Source organism: Marinobacter denitrificans (genome assembly GCF_008795955.1).
Taxonomy (GTDB): domain Bacteria; phylum Pseudomonadota; class Gammaproteobacteria; order Pseudomonadales; family Oleiphilaceae; genus Marinobacter; species Marinobacter denitrificans.
Map to the genome: position 1 here is coordinate 1 of NZ_VMHN01000017.1, position 15,639 is coordinate 15,639.

The window sequence follows — 15,639 nt, forward strand, 5'->3', positions numbered from 1 at the left end:
CCAGTACCCCACACTTCGTGACATACACGAGTCAGCGCGGCTGTCAGCGTGGTCTTGCCATGGTCTACGTGACCAATGGTGCCCACGTTTACGTGCGGCTTGTTACGCTCAAATTTTGCTTTAGACACGGTTACACCTCTTCCTGTTTCTTAAGTCCTGGGGATCAACCCTTTTTAATGATCGCTTCGGCAATGTTCGAGGGAGCTTCCATATAGCGGGAGAACTCCATCGCATAAGACGCCCGACCCTGCGTTGCTGAACGCAGATCGGTGGCGTAACCGAACATCTCCGACAACGGAACCTCGGCACGGATGGTCTTGCCCGATGGGCCGTCTTCCATACCCTGAACCAGACCACGGCGACGGTTAAGGTCACCAACAACGTCACCCATGTATTCTTCAGGGGTGACACACTCGACCTTCATGAGCGGCTCAAGAAGGGCCGGGCTTGCTTCCAGCGCGCCTTTCTTCATGGCCATGGAACCGGCGACCTTGAACGCCATTTCGTTGGAGTCCACATCATGGTAGGAACCATCGTACAGCGTGGCCTTGATCCGCAGCAGAGGATAACCGGCCAGACAGCCGTTCTTCATCTGCTCTTCAATACCCTGCTGGACTGCGGGGATGTATTCCTTGGGAACCACACCACCAACGATTTCATTCACGAAGATAAAGTTCTCGCCATCTTCCTCGTCGAGCGGCAGCGGCTCAAGCTTCAGCTTGACGTGACCATACTGACCGCGACCACCAGACTGACGAACAAACTTACCTTCGACATCCACGCTCTTGCGGATGCACTCACGGTAGGCCACCTGAGGCTTACCGATGTTGGCTTCGACCTTGAACTCGCGACGCATACGGTCAACGATGATATCCAGGTGAAGCTCACCCATTCCGGAAATAATGGTCTGGCCGGATTCCTCGTCGGTGCGAACCTGGAAGGACGGATCTTCCTGAGCAAGCTTGCCCAGCGCAACACCCATCTTCTCCTGGTCAGCCTTGGACTTCGGCTCGACGGCTACAGAAATAACCGGCTCGGGGAACTCCATGCGCTCCAGGATGATCTTGTGGTTCTCGTCACACAGGGTGTCACCGGTAGTGACACTCTTGAGGCCGATTGCCGCAGCGATGTCACCCGCCAGAACTTCCTTGATTTCCTGACGCTCTTTAGAGTGCATCTGAACCATCCGGCCCACACGCTCTTTCTTCTGCTTGACCGAGTTGTAAACCGCATTGCCCGACTCCAGCTTACCGGAGTAGACGCGGAAGAAGGTCAGCGTGCCAACGAACGGGTCAGTCGCGATCTTGAACGCAAGAGCGGAGAACGGCGCATCATCATCAGCCTGACGAATTTCTTCAGTGCCGTCCTCATCCACCTCCCCTCGAATCGCCTTGACTTCATCCGGTGCCGGCAGGAACTCAATAACAGCATCCAGTACAGCCTGAACGCCCTTGTTCTTGAATGCCGAGCCACAGGTAGCAATAACGATCTCATTCGACAGCGTGCGGATACGCAGGCCCTTCTTGATATCCTCGTTGTTCAGCTCGCCATCTTCGAGGTAGCGCTCCATAAGCTCTTCGTTGGCTTCGGCAGCCGCTTCCATCATCTCTTCGCGGTACTTGGCCACTTCGTCAGCCATTTCCGCCGGAACATCACGCTCGTCATAGGTTGCCCCAGCGTCATCTTCGTTCCAGTAGATCGCCTTGTTACGAATCAGATCGATAACGCCTGCAAAATCCTCTTCAGAGCCAATCGGCAACTGAACCGGAACAGCGTTGGCACCCAAACGGTTCTTTATCTGGGCAACCACACGCAGGAAGTTAGCGCCAGCACGGTCCATCTTGTTGACGAATACCATGCGGGGAACTTCGTACTTGTTAGCCTGGCGCCATACAGTCTCGGACTGCGGCTCAACACCTGAAGAACCACAGAACACTACAACAGCACCATCGAGCACACGCAGAGAGCGCTCTACCTCGATGGTAAAGTCAACGTGCCCCGGGGTATCGATGATGTTGATACGGTGCTCGGGATACTGCTTATCCATGCCCTGCCAGAAACAGGTAGTTGCAGCAGACGTGATGGTAATACCACGCTCCTGCTCCTGCTCCATCCAGTCCATGGTTGCTGCGCCATCATGAACTTCACCGATCTTGTGGGAAATACCTGTATAAAACAGGACCCGCTCGGTGGTTGTGGTCTTGCCCGCATCAACGTGCGCACAAATACCAATGTTTCTGTATCTCTTGATCGGAGTCTTACGTGCCACTGTATAAACCTCGGCTGATTAGAAACGGAAGTGAGAGAACGCCTTGTTGGCTTCTGCCATGCGATGAACGTCTTCGCGCTTCTTAACAGCGGAGCCCTTGCTATCAGCGGCATCCAGGATTTCACCTGCCAGACGCTGCGCCATGGACTTTTCACCACGCTTCCGTGAATATTCTACGAGCCAGCGCATGGCCAGCGCGTTCTGACGGGAAGGCCGTACTTCAACCGGCACCTGGTAGGTAGCACCACCCACACGACGGGATTTGACCTCGACCATCGGCTGGATGTTTTCCAGGGCCTTCTCGAACATCTCGATCGGCTCTTCCTTTGACTTGTCGGCGACGATATCAAGCGCGCCATAAACAATGCGCTCTGCAACGGCCTTCTTACCACTTTCCATAACGTGGTTGATAAACTTGGCCAGTCTCGCACTGTGAAACTTCGGATCCGGGATAATTTCCCGTTTTGCTGCAACTCTTCTTCTAGGCATCGATAAGCCCTTATCTGTTAAAAGGTCTTCAGGAACCCCTGAGATAGCATCAGCTACTCAGCCTTACTCTCACCGTTCTACGTAGCAACGATAAAAGACACCCGCTCGGGACATCAGGACTTGGGTCGTTTTGCACCGTACTTGGAGCGGCCCTGCTTACGGTTCTGCACACCCTGGGTGTCCAGTGTTCCGCGAACCGTGTGATAGCGCACACCCGGAAGGTCTTTAACTCGACCGCCACGGATCAGCACAACACTGTGCTCCTGAAGGTTGTGACCTTCACCACCAATGTATGAGGAAACCTCGTAGCCGTTAGTCAGGCGAACACGGCACACTTTACGCAGTGCTGAGTTCGGCTTCTTCGGCGTTGTGGTATATACACGAGTACATACACCACGGCGCTGAGGGCAGGCCTGCAGAGCAGGAACGTCGCTCTTGGCTGCCTTGCGTTTACGAGGCTTACGCACCAACTGATTAATCGTTGCCATGTAAGCAAACTCCAAAAAACCGTATCAATGAAACTTACCCCCGGCATGCGGGGGTAAAATTTGAGGGTCGCAAGTGTAAGCCTGCGCCCCCGAACAGTCAAGATGACTGATCTCTTTTTAACCACCCGCGGCGTACGTAACTACCGGCGGGTGATGGTGCCTGCCAACTCAGCTTTCGCGGTTGAGCTCGGCACTCAGAGCTTCTTCCACATCCGCTGCGGTTACACCCTGCTCTTCCAGCTCACGCTTGCGCTTACGCTCTGCGTGGTAGGCGAGACCGGTACCAGCCGGAATCAGGCGACCCACCACCACGTTCTCCTTCAGGCCACGGAGATAATCCCGCTTGCCGGTGACGGCGCCTTCGGTGAGAACCCGCGTGGTTTCCTGGAACGATGCCGCGGAGATAAAGGACTCTGTCGCCAGAGAAGCCTTGGTAATACCCAGCAACAGGCGCTCGCATCTTGCGGGCTCCTTGTCTGCCGCTTCCGCTTTCTCGTTTTCTTCCATGAACTGAGTGATCTCGACCTGATCACCACCCAGAAGGCCGGTATCGCCGGCGTCAGTAATCTCGACCTTGCGCAGCATCTGACGAACAATGACTTCGATGTGCTTGTCGTTGATTACAACGCCCTGCAGGCGGTACACGTCCTGAATTTCGTTGGTGATGTATTTGGCCAATGCCACCACACCCAGCAGACGCAGAATATCGTGCGGGTTGGACGGGCCATCGGAGATAACCTCACCCTTCTCGACCGTCTCACCTTCGAACACGTTCATCTGGCGATGCTTCGGAATCAGAACCTCATAGGGATCCGCATCCTTCGGCGTAATAACCAGACGCTTCTTGCCCTTGGTTTCCTTGCCAAACGAAACCACACCACTGACTTCTGCCAGGATCGAGGATTCCTTCGGACGACGGGCTTCGAACAGGTCGGCAACCCGTGGCAGACCACCGGTGATATCCCGGGTCTTCGAGCTTTCCTGCGGAATACGGGCAACAACATCACCCAATTCCACCCTGGCGCCGTTGGCCATGGTCACCAGCGCGTTCGCTGGGAGGAAGAAGATTGCCGTACCGCCACCTGGCAGATCAACGTCGTTACCCTTCTCGTCGATCAGCTGGATAGCAGGACGGATATCCTTACCGGCCGCCGGACGCTCCTTGGGATCGATAACCTCCATGGTGGACAGACCGGTCAGCTCATCGGTCTGGGTCCGGACGGTAATGCCCTGATCCATGTTGACGAACCGGACGGTACCTTCCGCCTCGGCGATGATCGGGTGAGTGTGCGGATCCCATTTAGCGACCGCAACACCGGCTTCGACAGCATCGCCATGCTTGACCGACAGGACCGCGCCGTACGGAAGCTTGTACCACTCCCGCTCACGGCCCTGCTCGTCGGCAATCGCCAGAGCAGAGGAACGGGAAATCACCACCAGCGTACCGTCGCTCTTTTCAATCGACTTCAAGTTGTGCAGGCGAACGGTACCGCCATGCTTTACCTGGATATTGTCGACCGCAGACGCCCGACTTGCGGCACCACCAATGTGGAAGGTACGCATGGTGAGCTGGGTACCGGGTTCACCGATGGACTGCGCCGCGATAACACCGACGGCTTCACCAACGTTGACCTGATGACCCCGCGCGAGGTCACGACCGTAGCACTTGGAACAGATGCCGTGACGGGTTTCACAGGTAATCGCAGAACGAACCCAGACCTCGTCCACACCGGCGCGCTCAAGTGACTCAACCGCTTTCTCGTCCAGCAGAGTGCCGGCCTCAACAACAGCGTTGTCCTTGTCTGTCGGGGTGTAGGCGGCACGGGCCGTAACACGACCCAGCACACGATCACCCAGAGGCACAACCACGTCGCCGCCTTCAATGTGCGGCGTCATCAGCAGGCCTTCCTCGGTACCACAGTCTGTTTCGGTAACAACCAGATCCTGGGACACGTCAACCAGACGGCGAGTCAGGTAACCGGAGTTCGCTGTCTTCAGAGCGGTATCCGCCAGACCCTTACGGGCACCGTGAGTGGAGATGAAGTACTGGAGTACGTTCAGACCTTCACGGAAGTTCGCCGTGATCGGGGTTTCAATGATCGAGCCATCCGGCTTCGCCATCAGACCACGCATACCCGCCAGCTGACGAATCTGCGCGGGGGAGCCCCGGGCTCCGGAGTCGGCCATCATGTAAACGGAGTTGAACGACTCCTGCATGAGGTCTTCGCCATTTTCGCCTTTAACTGCCTTGCCGTCAGGCCCTATAACCTGTTCCTGCGACAAACGGTCCATCATTGCCTTGGACACTTTGTCGTTGGCACGGGACCAGATATCAATAACCTTGTTGTACTTCTCGCCCTGAGTCAGCAGACCGGACGCGTACTGGGTTTCAATATCCTTGACTTCCTCGGACGCGGCATCCACCAGTTCGTACTTCTCTGGCGGGATCTCGAAATCGTTGAAACCGATCGAGATGCCGGAAACCGTAGCGTAGTGGTAACCCATATACATGATCTGGTCAGCAAAGATAACGGTATCCTTCAGACCAGCGTCACGGTAACAGGTGTTGATCAGATTGGAGATCGCCTTCTTGACCATGGGCTTGTTGACCAGGTCGAAAGACAGACCGTCCGGCACGATGTCGAACAACAGCGCACGACCAACGGTGGTATCCACAATCTTGTATTCTTCGGTACGCTCGCCGTCTTCCTGGATGGTCACTTCCTTCACGCGCACCTTTACGATGGCCTGAAGGTCAACCTTGCCGGCACCATAGGCACGATGCGCTTCTTTGACGTCGGCGAAAACCATGCCTTCACCCAGAGCACTCTTGCGCTCACGGGTCATGTAGTACAGACCCAGCACCACGTCCTGGGACGGCACGATGATGGGCTCACCGTTGGCGGGCGACAGTACGTTGTTGGTGGACATCATCAACGCACGGGCTTCGAGCTGGGCTTCCAGGGTCAGCGGTACGTGAACCGCCATCTGGTCGCCGTCGAAGTCGGCGTTGTAGGCCGCACAGACCAGCGGGTGAAGCTGAATCGCCTTGCCTTCAATCAGCACCGGCTCAAACGCCTGGATACCCAGACGGTGAAGGGTCGGTGCCCGGTTCAGCATGATCGGGTGTTCGCGGATGACTTCATCCAGGATATCCCAGACCACGCCTTCCTCGCGCTCGACCATCTTCTTGGCGGCCTTGATGGTGGTCGCCAGGCCGCGATGCTCCAGCTTGGAGAAAATGAACGGCTTGAACAGCTCCAGTGCCATCTTCTTGGGAAGACCACACTGGTGCAGGCGCAGGTAGGGACCAACCACGATCACCGAACGACCGGAGTAGTCCACACGCTTACCGAGCAGGTTCTGACGGAAGCGGCCCTGCTTGCCTTTGATCATGTCAGCCAGGGACTTCAGCGGACGCTTGTTGGTGCCAGTGATGGCACGACCACGACGGCCGTTGTCCAGCAGCGCATCCACAGCTTCCTGCAGCATCCGCTTCTCGTTACGCACGATAATATCCGGGGCGTTCAGCTCCAGCAGGCGCTTGAGGCGGTTGTTACGGTTGATCACCCGGCGGTACAGGTCGTTCAGGTCAGACGTTGCGAAACGTCCGCCGTCCAGCGGCACCAGTGGGCGCAGATCCGGCGGCAGAACCGGCAGCACGGTCATGACCATGTCGCCCGGCTTGTTGCCGGAGTACAGGAAAGCCTCAAGAATCTTCAGGCGCTTGCTGAATTTCTTGATCTTGGTTTCGGAGTTGGTCTGGGGAATCTCTTCCCGCAGCGCTTCAACCTCGGCCTGCAGATCAATACCTTCCAGCAGTTCCTGGACGGCCTCGGCACCCATGCGGGCGTCAAACTCGTCACCGAACTCTTCCAGAGCTTCGTAGTACTGCTCGTCGTTCAGCAACTGACCTTTCTCGAGGGTCGTCATGCCCGGCTCGATAACAATGAAGGATTCGAAATACAGAACCCGTTCAATATCGCGCAGGGTCATGTCCAGCATCAGACCGATGCGGGAGGGCAGTGATTTCAGGAACCAGATGTGGGCAACCGGGCTGGCGAGCTCGATGTGACCCATGCGCTCACGGCGCACACTGGCCAGTGCCACTTCAACACCACACTTCTCGCAGATGACACCACGGTGCTTGAGGCGCTTGTACTTGCCACAAAGGCACTCGTAATCCTTGATCGGGCCGAAGATCTTGGCACAGAAAAGACCGTCACGTTCAGGCTTGAACGTACGGTAGTTGATGGTCTCAGGCTTTTTGACCTCACCAAAAGACCATGAACGGATCATGTCAGGAGACGCCAGTCCAATACGGATGGCGTCAAATTCCTGCTTCTGGTTCTGGTTTTTGAGAAGATTCAGCAAATCTTTCATCAGTAACAGCTCCGGATGGCGTTATTCTCGGGCGGGTACCGACCGGTACCCGCTCACGCTGCCAAAAACAATTCGGCTCAGTCGGATTCCAGCTCGATGTCGATACCCAGCGAGCGGATTTCCTTGACCAGAACATTGAAGGACTCGGGCATGCCCGGCTCCATACGATGATCGCCATCGACAATGTTCTTGTACATCTTGGTCCGACCATTCACATCATCAGACTTCACGGTAAGCATTTCCTGCAGCGTATACGCTGCACCGTAAGCCTCGAGGGCCCACACTTCCATCTCACCGAAGCGCTGACCACCGAACTGCGCCTTACCACCCAGCGGTTGCTGGGTAACCAGGCTGTACGAACCGGTGGAACGAGCGTGCATCTTGTCGTCGATCAGGTGGTTCAGCTTGAGGATGTACATGTAGCCGACAGTCACCGGACGGTCAAACTCGTCGCCGGTACGGCCGTCATACAGCACAGTCTGGCCAGTAGTACTCAGTCCTGCCAGCTCAAGCATCCGCTTGACCTCTGCTTCCTTGGCACCGTCGAACACCGGCGTTGCCATGGGAACACCCGCGCGCAGGTTGTTGGCCAGCGCCAGGATCTCTTTGTCACTCAGCGAATCAAGGTCCACCTGGGTGACCTCGTCCGAGTGATTGTAGATCTCATCCAGCAAGTTGCGGAGCTCAGCGATCTTACGCTGCTCATCCAGCATCCGGCTGATACGCTCACCCAGCCCCTTGGCAGCAGCACCGAGGTGGGTTTCAAGAACCTGACCCACGTTCATCCGCGACGGAACACCCAGCGGGTTCAGCACGATATCAACGGTATTGCCGTACTCGTCGTAAGGCATGTCTTCGATGGGCATGACCGCAGAGATAACACCCTTGTTACCGTGACGGCCGGCCATCTTGTCACCCGGCTGAATCCGACGCTTGATCGCGAGGTATACCTTGACGATCTTGAGAACACCCGGAGCGAGGTCATCACCCTGCTGAAGCTTGCCTTTCTTGTCGTCAAAGCGTGCTTCGTGATCCTTCTTGCGATCCTCCAGACCCTGCTCGGATTTTTCGAGCAGATCATTGAGCGCCTCATCCTTCATCCGCAGCTTGAACCAGTCATTACGCGGCAGCTCTGCCAGGTAGGACTCGTCAAGCTTGGCACCTTTTTTCAGGCCCGGACCGCTAATAACTTCCTGCCCATTCAACGCATTGGACAGTCGCTCAAACGTAGCACCCTCAACAATACGGTACTCGTCCTTCAGGTCCTTGCGGTACTCGTCCAGTTGCTCTTTCTCGATGTACTGGGCGCGCTGGTCCTTCTCAATGCCGTCACGGGTAAAGACCTGTACGTCAATAACCGTACCACGGGTACCAGTAGGCACTCGTGAGGACGTGTCCTTCACGTCCGATGCCTTCTCACCGAAGATGGCACGCAGGAGTTTTTCCTCCGGCGTCAGCTGGGTTTCGCCCTTCGGCGTTACCTTACCGACCAGAATGTCGCCAGGGCCAACTTCCGCACCGATGTAGACAATACCGGACTCATCCAGCTTGGACAGCGCGCTTTCACCAACGTTCGGAATATCCGCGGTGATTTCTTCGCTACCCAGCTTGGTATCCCGGGCCACACAGGTCAGTTCCTGAATGTGGATAGTGGTCAGGCGATCTTCCTGAACCACTTTCTCGGAGATAAGGATGGAATCCTCAAAGTTGTAACCGTTCCAGGGCATGAACGCGATACGCATGTTCTGCCCCAGCGCCAGTTCACCCAGATCCACGGACGGACCATCAGCCAGCACGTCACCACGGGCGATTTCATCCCCCTGGTTAACTATGGAGCGCTGGTTGATACAGGTGTTCTGGTTTGAGCGGGTGTACTTGGTGAGGTTGTAGATATCCACACCTGCATCACCGGCTTCTGTTTCGTCGTCGTTGACACGCACCACAATACGGGCGGCGTCGACACTTTCGATCACACCACCACGACGGGCCGTGACACAAACGCCGGAGTCCTGGGCCACAGTACGCTCAACGCCGGTACCTACCAGAGGCACCTCTGAACGCAGGGTCGGGACAGCCTGGCGCTGCATGTTGGAACCCATCAGGGCACGGTTGGCGTCGTCGTGCTCCAGGAACGGAATCAATGACGCCGCCACCGAAACCACCTGGCGCGGAGACACGTCCATGAAATTCACGTTCTCCGGCGGCGTAACGGTAAATTCGTTCTGATGACGAACCGTTACCAGCTCGTCAGACAGACGCTTGTTCTCGTCCATTGCCGCACTGGCCTGAGCGATGATGTAGTTGCTCTCTTCAATCGCAGAGAGATACACCACTTCGTCTGTTACCAGTCCGTCAACAACCTTCCGGTACGGACTCTCAAGGAAGCCGTAGGAGTTGGAGCGGGCATAGGTTGCCAACGAGTTGATCAGACCGATGTTCGGACCTTCCGGAGTCTCGATAGGACATACACGACCGTAATGAGTCGGGTGTACGTCACGTACCTCAAAACCAGCACGCTCACGGGTCAGGCCGCCAGGACCAAGAGCCGAAATCCGGCGCTTGTGGGTCACTTCCGACAGCGGGTTGTTCTGGTCCATGAACTGGGACAGCTGGCTGGATCCGAAGAACTCCTTCACTGCCGCAGCGACCGGCTTGGCGTTGATCAGGTCCTGAGGCATCAGGCCTTCGCTTTCTGCCAGGCTCAGGCGCTCGCGAACGGCGCGCTCAACACGCACCAGGCCAACACGGAACTGGTTTTCTGCCATCTCGCCGACACAACGAACGCGACGGTTACCCAGGTTATCAATGTCATCGACATTGCCCTGACCGTTACGGATATCGATCAGCGTCTTGAGGACGTCGATGATGTCGTCGTGAGTCAGCGTACCTTCACCTGTGCTTTCTTCGCGGCGCAGACGACGATTCAGCTTCATACGGCCAACCGCTGAAAGGTCATACCGCTCTTCAGAGAAGAACAGATTGTTGAACAGGTTCTCCGCCGACTCCTTGGTGGGCGGCTCACCCGGACGCATCATGCGATAGATCTCGACCAGTGCCTCAAGCGGCGTGCGGGTCGGGTCGATGCGCAACGTATCCGACATGAAGGGACCGCAGTCCAGATCGTTGGTGTACAGGGTTTCAATCTCTGTAACACCGGAATCCAGAATCTTGGTAACAACTTCTTCAGTCAGCTCGGCGTTACACTCAACCAGAACTTCCCCGGACTTGGTATCAACCATGTCCTTGGCCAGTACGCGGCCGTAGAGGTATTCCGTCGGAACTTCCAGCTCGGTCAGGCCAGCCTTTTCAAGCTGCTTGATGTGACGAGCGGTAATCCGGCGACCTTCCTCAACGATGACAGTACCTTTTTTGTCCTTGATATCGAATGTTGCGATATCACCGCGCAGGCGGCTGGGAACGAGTTCCAGCTTGCATACTTCGGGGCCGATACTGAACTTACTGGTGTCAAAGAACATCTCCAGCATCTGCTCGGAGTTATACCCCAGCGCACGAAGGAGGATAGACGCAGGCAGTTTCCGGCGACGGTCAATACGGACAAAGACCGAGTCCTTGGCGTCAAACTCGAAGTCGAGCCAGGAACCACGGTAAGGAATAACCCGCGCCGAATACAGCAGCTTGCCTGACGAGTGAGTCTTGCCCTTGTCATGATCGAAGAACACACCCGGTGAACGGTGGAGCTGGGAAACGATAACCCGCTCGGTACCGTTGATAACGAAGGTACCGTTCTCGGTCATCAGGGGCATTTCGCCCATGTAGACTTCCTGCTCTTTAATATCCTTGATCGCCTTGTTGGACGATTCCTTATCATAAATGATAAGTCTTACTTTAACCCGCAGCGGAGCTGCGTAGGTTACGCCCCTAAGCTGGCATTCCTTGACGTCAAATACCGGCTCGCCGATGCGGTAACTCACGTATTCGAGTGCGGCGTTGCCAGAATAACTGACAATCGGGAATACGGATTTGAATGCTGCGTGGAGACCGGTTTCCCGACGATTTTCGGGTGCGGCTTCACTTTGGAGGAAGTCCCGGAACGAATCCAGCTGTATAGACAGCAAATAGGGAACATCCATCACGGACGGCAATTTACTAAAATCTTTGCGAATCCGCTTTTTCTCAGTATAGGAGTAAGTCATCTGCATTCCCCAGCTTTAGACCTGATACCTGGTATCAAGAAGCAACCATTTTCATGCTTCGGGGCCGAATTGCTCGGCTTACTGCGCCGTCTTGAACAAGACTCTCGCTGTAGGTTATAGATTCTGACAGCACCACAAGATCGGCGTTCAGAGTCTATAGCATATACAACAGAAAAAGGCCGGTGGCACACGGCCACCAGCCTGTCCATGCTTAACGCACGGTTTCGATCAACAGCCAACTCTTACTTAAGCTCAACAGAAGCGCCTGCTTCCTCAAGCTTCTTCTTGGCAGCTTCAGCGTCGTCTTTGCTCGCAGCTTCCTTGATAACGGAAGGAGCGCTGTCGACCATTTCCTTAGCTTCTTTCAGACCCAGGCCAGTCAGTTCACGAACGGCCTTGATAACGTTTACTTTCTTCTCACCAGGACCGGTAAGAACAACGTCAAATTCGGTCTGCTCTTCAGCAGCTTCGCCTGCAGCAGCAGCGGCAGGAGCAGCAGCTACGGCGGCAGCCGCAGATACGCCGAACTTCTCTTCCATTGCTTCAACCAGCGCAACAACGTCCATTACGCTCATTTCAGCAATTGCGTTCAAAATGTCTTCGTTAGACAGAGCCATGACTTTCTCCCAAAAATATAAAAATGGTGTTCAACAGAATCAAGCAGCTTCTTGCTTCTGGTCTCGAACTGCCGCTACAGCACGGGTCACTTTCGTTGGAACTTCGTTCAGTGTCCGCGCAAGCTTGGTGATTGGTGCCTGTGTTACTGCGGCCAGCATCGTCAACGCCTCGTGGCGTGTCGGCAGCTTGGCAAGGCGATCGATCTGGTCTGCGCCCATCAGCTCACCGCCGACGGCCAGGCCCTTGATCTCGAATGCCTCTTTCTCTTTGGCAAAATCCTTCAGCAGGCGTGCAGCCGCACCCGGATCTTCCATTGAGAACGCCAGAATTGTCGGGCCGACCAATGCCTCATCAATGCACTCGAACTCAGTACCGCGGATCGCGATCTTCGCCAGGTTGTTACGAACAACCTTCAGAAGAACGTTCTCGGCGCGGGCTTTCGCTCGCAGCGCCGTCATGTCACCGGAAGTGACACCACGGTAGTCAGCCATAACAACAGACAGAGCACCACCGGCAGTCTCGTTGACTTCAGCGACGATCGCTTTCTTGTCTTCGAGTCTAATTGCCACTGGATTTCTCCTCGATTTCGCCGGGAATATCCCGGCAAACCCACATATACCCCTCGCGGGGCTCCTAACGGTGTTTGGGTTCAGAGAGAACGTCTTCACACCGTCTGCGCAGGCGTTGCTTTAACCCGTATAGCCAGAAGGCTTCTGGGGCCTGCGGTCTTTGACAGCCTTGGCTTCCGCCCAGACTACAAAGCAACTACCGTCCAGATGCTCAGACGTTCAGAGCACTCTGGTCGATAGTCAGACCAGGACCCATCGTCGACGACAGGGTTACCTTTTTGAGGTAAACACCTTTCGAGGATGAGGGCTTGGCCTTTTTCAGGTCTGCGATCAGAGCTTCAATGTTTTCCTTGATGTTCTGCGCAGAGAATTCCACGTTACCCATCGGAGCATGGATGATACCGTTCTTGTCTGTACGGTAACGAACCTGACCTGCCTTGGCGTTCTTTACGGCAGTTTCAACATCCGGGGTAACAGTGCCGACCTTCGGGTTCGGCATCAGGCCACGGGGACCAAGGATCTGGCCCAGCTGACCAACAACACGCATGGCATCCGGAGTGGCAATAACCACGTCGAAATCCATGTTGCCTTTCTTAACTTCTTCCGCCAGATCATCCATACCGACGATGTCGGCACCAGCAGCGGTGGCCTTCTCAGCGTTGGCACCCTGGGTAAATACTGCTACACGCACCGTTTTGCCGGTACCATGAGGCAGAACAGTGCTGCTACGCACCACCTGATCGGATTTACGTGCATCAACACCGAGATTTACGGCTACATCTACAGATTCCTTGAACTTGACGGTTTCGCCCAGTTCAACCAGCAGTGATACTGCCTCGTCGACCGAGTAGGCGCGGGCGGAATCCACTTTTTCACGAATCAGCTTCTGACGCTTGCTAAGCTTTGCCATGTTACAGGCCCTCCACGTTCAGGCCCATGCTACGGGCAGTTCCGGCAATGGTACGTACCGCAGCATCCATATCGGCTGCAGTCAGATCCGGCTCTTTGGTTCTGGCGATTTCTTCCAGCTGGTCCCGGGTAACGGTACCGACCTTGTCGGTATTCGGGCGTCCAGAGCCACTCTTGATGCCGGCTGCCTTTTTGAGCAGCACCGGTGCGGGCGGAGTCTTGGTAATAAAGGTAAAGCTGCGATCACTGTATACAGTGATAACCGTTGGAATCGGCAGGCCCGGCTCCATATCCTGGGTCTGGGCGTTAAACGCCTTACAGAACTCCATAATATTTACGCCGCGCTGACCCAGCGCAGGACCAACGGGGGGACTCGGGTTGGCCTTGCCGGCAGCAACCTGAAGCTTGATATACGCGTCAATCTTCTTAGCCATGATTTTTCTCCTGTGGGTGCGAACGCCTTACGGCTCCCCTGTTTTCACAACTGCCAGTAGCAGACACAAAAAGCCCGCGTCGCCATAGCGCGCGAGCTTTCAGCATGTAAGGCTGCCAATCAGTCTTTTTCGACCTGCCCAAACTCCAGCTCTACCGGAGTGGAACGACCGAAAATCAAAACGGCAACCTTGACCCGACTCTTGTCGTAGTCAACTTCTTCAACAACGCCATTGAAGTCCGCAAACGGACCTTCAGTGACGCGAACAATCTCACCCGGCTCAAACAGGGTCTTCGGCTTGGGCTTGTCGGCACCGCTCTCTACGCGACGCAGAATAGCCTCAGCTTCTTTTTCGGTAATCGGCGCGGGCTTGTCCTTGGTACCGCCAATAAAACCAAGAACCTTGGGCGTATTCTTGACCAAGTGCCAGCTGGCGTCATCCATTTCCATCTGCACCAGCACATAGCCGGGATAAAACTTGCGCTCACTCTTGCGCTTTTTCCCGTCACGCATCTCAACGACTTCTTCTGTCGGCACGAGAATCTCGCCAAACTTCTCTTCCATGCCGTCGAGAGCAACACGCTCTCTGAGAGTGCGCATTACCTGCTTTTCGAAGCCAGAATACGCATGAACCACGTACCAGCGCTTAGCCATTGCCCACTCCTGTTACCCGATAACTCCGGAGACCAGCCAACTGATCAACGAATCCATACCCCACAGCATCAACGCCACAACCAACACAAACACAACGACGATGGCTGTAGTCTGGATCAGCTCCGGCCTGGTGGGCCATACGACCTTCCGGATTTCAACCCTGGCTTCCTTGAGCAGGGCAGCGAAACGCCGACCACGCTCGGTTTGGAGCGCCACAAAAGCGGCGACCAGAGCAAGAGCTACGAGAGCCAGCACCCGATACAGCAGTGACTCGGCACTAAAATACTGATTACCAACGACACCGATGGCAATCAGAACAAACACAACCAGCCACTTTACTGCATCGAAGCCACTGGTCGAACGATCGGCTTTTGACTCCATAGGAATCAGCTTATGTATCCGGATGTTAAAAAATGGCAGGCCAGGAGGGAATCGAACCCCCAACCTGCGGTTTTGGAGACCGCTGCTCTGCCAATTGAGCTACTGGCCTGCACCGAAACAACTCAGCGCACTTACTTCAAGTTCTTACTCAAATAGAGCAATTACTCGATGATCTTGGAGACCACACCGGCACCAACAGTACGGCCGCCTTCACGAATCGCGAAGCGCAGGCCATCTTCCATGGCGATCGGGTTGATCAGGGTAACACTCATCTTCACGTTGTCACCCGGCA

At 55.5% G+C, this 15,639-nt stretch carries 13 protein-coding genes and 1 tRNA gene; all 14 read right to left on the bottom strand.

Features of this window, described 5'->3' with window-relative positions:
- On the bottom strand, positions 1–128 hold a 128-nt coding region (locus FO268_RS22280), incomplete at its 3' end, for a GTP-binding protein (protein WP_227716620.1).
- Positions 129–163: 35 nt separating this feature from the next.
- Positions 164–2,269, bottom strand: coding sequence for an elongation factor G (gene fusA / locus FO268_RS22285; RefSeq protein ID WP_150995373.1), 2,106 nt, complete (start codon positions 2,267–2,269; stop codon positions 164–166).
- 18 nt (positions 2,270–2,287) lie between these two features.
- Positions 2,288–2,758, bottom strand: coding sequence for a 30S ribosomal protein S7 (gene rpsG / locus FO268_RS22290; protein WP_114614492.1), 471 nt, complete (start codon positions 2,756–2,758; stop codon positions 2,288–2,290).
- A gap of 113 nt (positions 2,759–2,871) precedes the next feature.
- Entirely contained in the window at positions 2,872–3,246 is a 375-nt protein-coding gene (gene rpsL / locus FO268_RS22295; protein WP_007154021.1) for a 30S ribosomal protein S12, read from the bottom strand.
- A 168-nt stretch (positions 3,247–3,414) separates the two neighbouring features.
- Positions 3,415–7,629, bottom strand: coding sequence for a DNA-directed RNA polymerase subunit beta' (gene rpoC, locus FO268_RS22300; protein WP_150995374.1), 4,215 nt, complete (start codon positions 7,627–7,629; stop codon positions 3,415–3,417).
- 77 nt (positions 7,630–7,706) lie between these two features.
- Positions 7,707–11,783 carry a DNA-directed RNA polymerase subunit beta gene (gene rpoB / locus FO268_RS22305; protein WP_150995375.1) on the bottom strand — a complete coding sequence of 1,359 codons (4,077 nt, stop codon included), beginning with the start codon at positions 11,781–11,783 and terminating at the stop codon, positions 7,707–7,709.
- 242 nt (positions 11,784–12,025) lie between these two features.
- Positions 12,026–12,400 carry a 50S ribosomal protein L7/L12 gene (rplL, locus tag FO268_RS22310; RefSeq protein ID WP_150995376.1) on the bottom strand — a complete coding sequence of 125 codons (375 nt, stop codon included), beginning with the start codon at positions 12,398–12,400 and terminating at the stop codon, positions 12,026–12,028.
- A gap of 39 nt (positions 12,401–12,439) precedes the next feature.
- A complete protein-coding gene (rplJ, locus tag FO268_RS22315; protein WP_027830874.1) occupies positions 12,440–12,970 on the bottom strand; it encodes a 50S ribosomal protein L10 in 531 nt (176 codons plus the stop codon).
- 211 nt (positions 12,971–13,181) lie between these two features.
- Positions 13,182–13,880 (bottom strand): 50S ribosomal protein L1, encoded by a 699-nt coding sequence (gene rplA / locus FO268_RS22320; protein WP_137438077.1) that lies wholly within the window; start codon positions 13,878–13,880, stop codon positions 13,182–13,184.
- 1 nt (position 13,881) lies between these two features.
- Positions 13,882–14,313: a 50S ribosomal protein L11 gene (rplK, locus tag FO268_RS22325; RefSeq protein WP_027830872.1), complete on the bottom strand. Its 432-nt coding sequence runs from the start codon at positions 14,311–14,313 to the stop codon at positions 13,882–13,884.
- Between the two features lie 119 nt (positions 14,314–14,432).
- Positions 14,433–14,966, bottom strand: a complete 534-nt coding sequence (nusG, locus tag FO268_RS22330; protein WP_150995377.1) for a transcription termination/antitermination protein NusG — start codon at positions 14,964–14,966, stop codon at positions 14,433–14,435.
- Positions 14,967–14,978: 12 nt separating this feature from the next.
- A complete protein-coding gene (secE, locus tag FO268_RS22335; RefSeq protein WP_150995378.1) occupies positions 14,979–15,347 on the bottom strand; it encodes a preprotein translocase subunit SecE in 369 nt (122 codons plus the stop codon).
- Positions 15,348–15,380: 33 nt separating this feature from the next.
- A tRNA-Trp gene (locus tag FO268_RS22340) sits at positions 15,381–15,456 on the bottom strand.
- A gap of 52 nt (positions 15,457–15,508) precedes the next feature.
- The coding region (locus tag FO268_RS22345) for an EF-Tu C-terminal domain-related protein (protein WP_449806563.1) at positions 15,509–15,639 on the bottom strand (131 nt) is incomplete at its 5' end.

Coding starts and splice junctions, on each gene's coding strand:
- rpoC (WP_150995374.1), bottom strand. CDS start 7,629: ATGAAAGATTTGCTGAATCTTCTCAAAAACCAGAACCAGAAGCAGGAA.
- rplL (WP_150995376.1), bottom strand. CDS start 12,400: ATGGCTCTGTCTAACGAAGACATTTTGAACGCAATTGCTGAAATGAGC.
- rpsL (WP_007154021.1), bottom strand. CDS start 3,246: ATGGCAACGATTAATCAGTTGGTGCGTAAGCCTCGTAAACGCAAGGCA.
- nusG (WP_150995377.1), bottom strand. CDS start 14,966: ATGGCTAAGCGCTGGTACGTGGTTCATGCGTATTCTGGCTTCGAAAAG.
- rpoB (WP_150995375.1), bottom strand. CDS start 11,783: ATGACTTACTCCTATACTGAGAAAAAGCGGATTCGCAAAGATTTTAGT.
- rpsG (WP_114614492.1), bottom strand. CDS start 2,758: ATGCCTAGAAGAAGAGTTGCAGCAAAACGGGAAATTATCCCGGATCCG.
- rplA (WP_137438077.1), bottom strand. CDS start 13,880: ATGGCAAAGCTTAGCAAGCGTCAGAAGCTGATTCGTGAAAAAGTGGAT.
- rplK (WP_027830872.1), bottom strand. CDS start 14,313: ATGGCTAAGAAGATTGACGCGTATATCAAGCTTCAGGTTGCTGCCGGC.
- secE (WP_150995378.1), bottom strand. CDS start 15,347: ATGGAGTCAAAAGCCGATCGTTCGACCAGTGGCTTCGATGCAGTAAAG.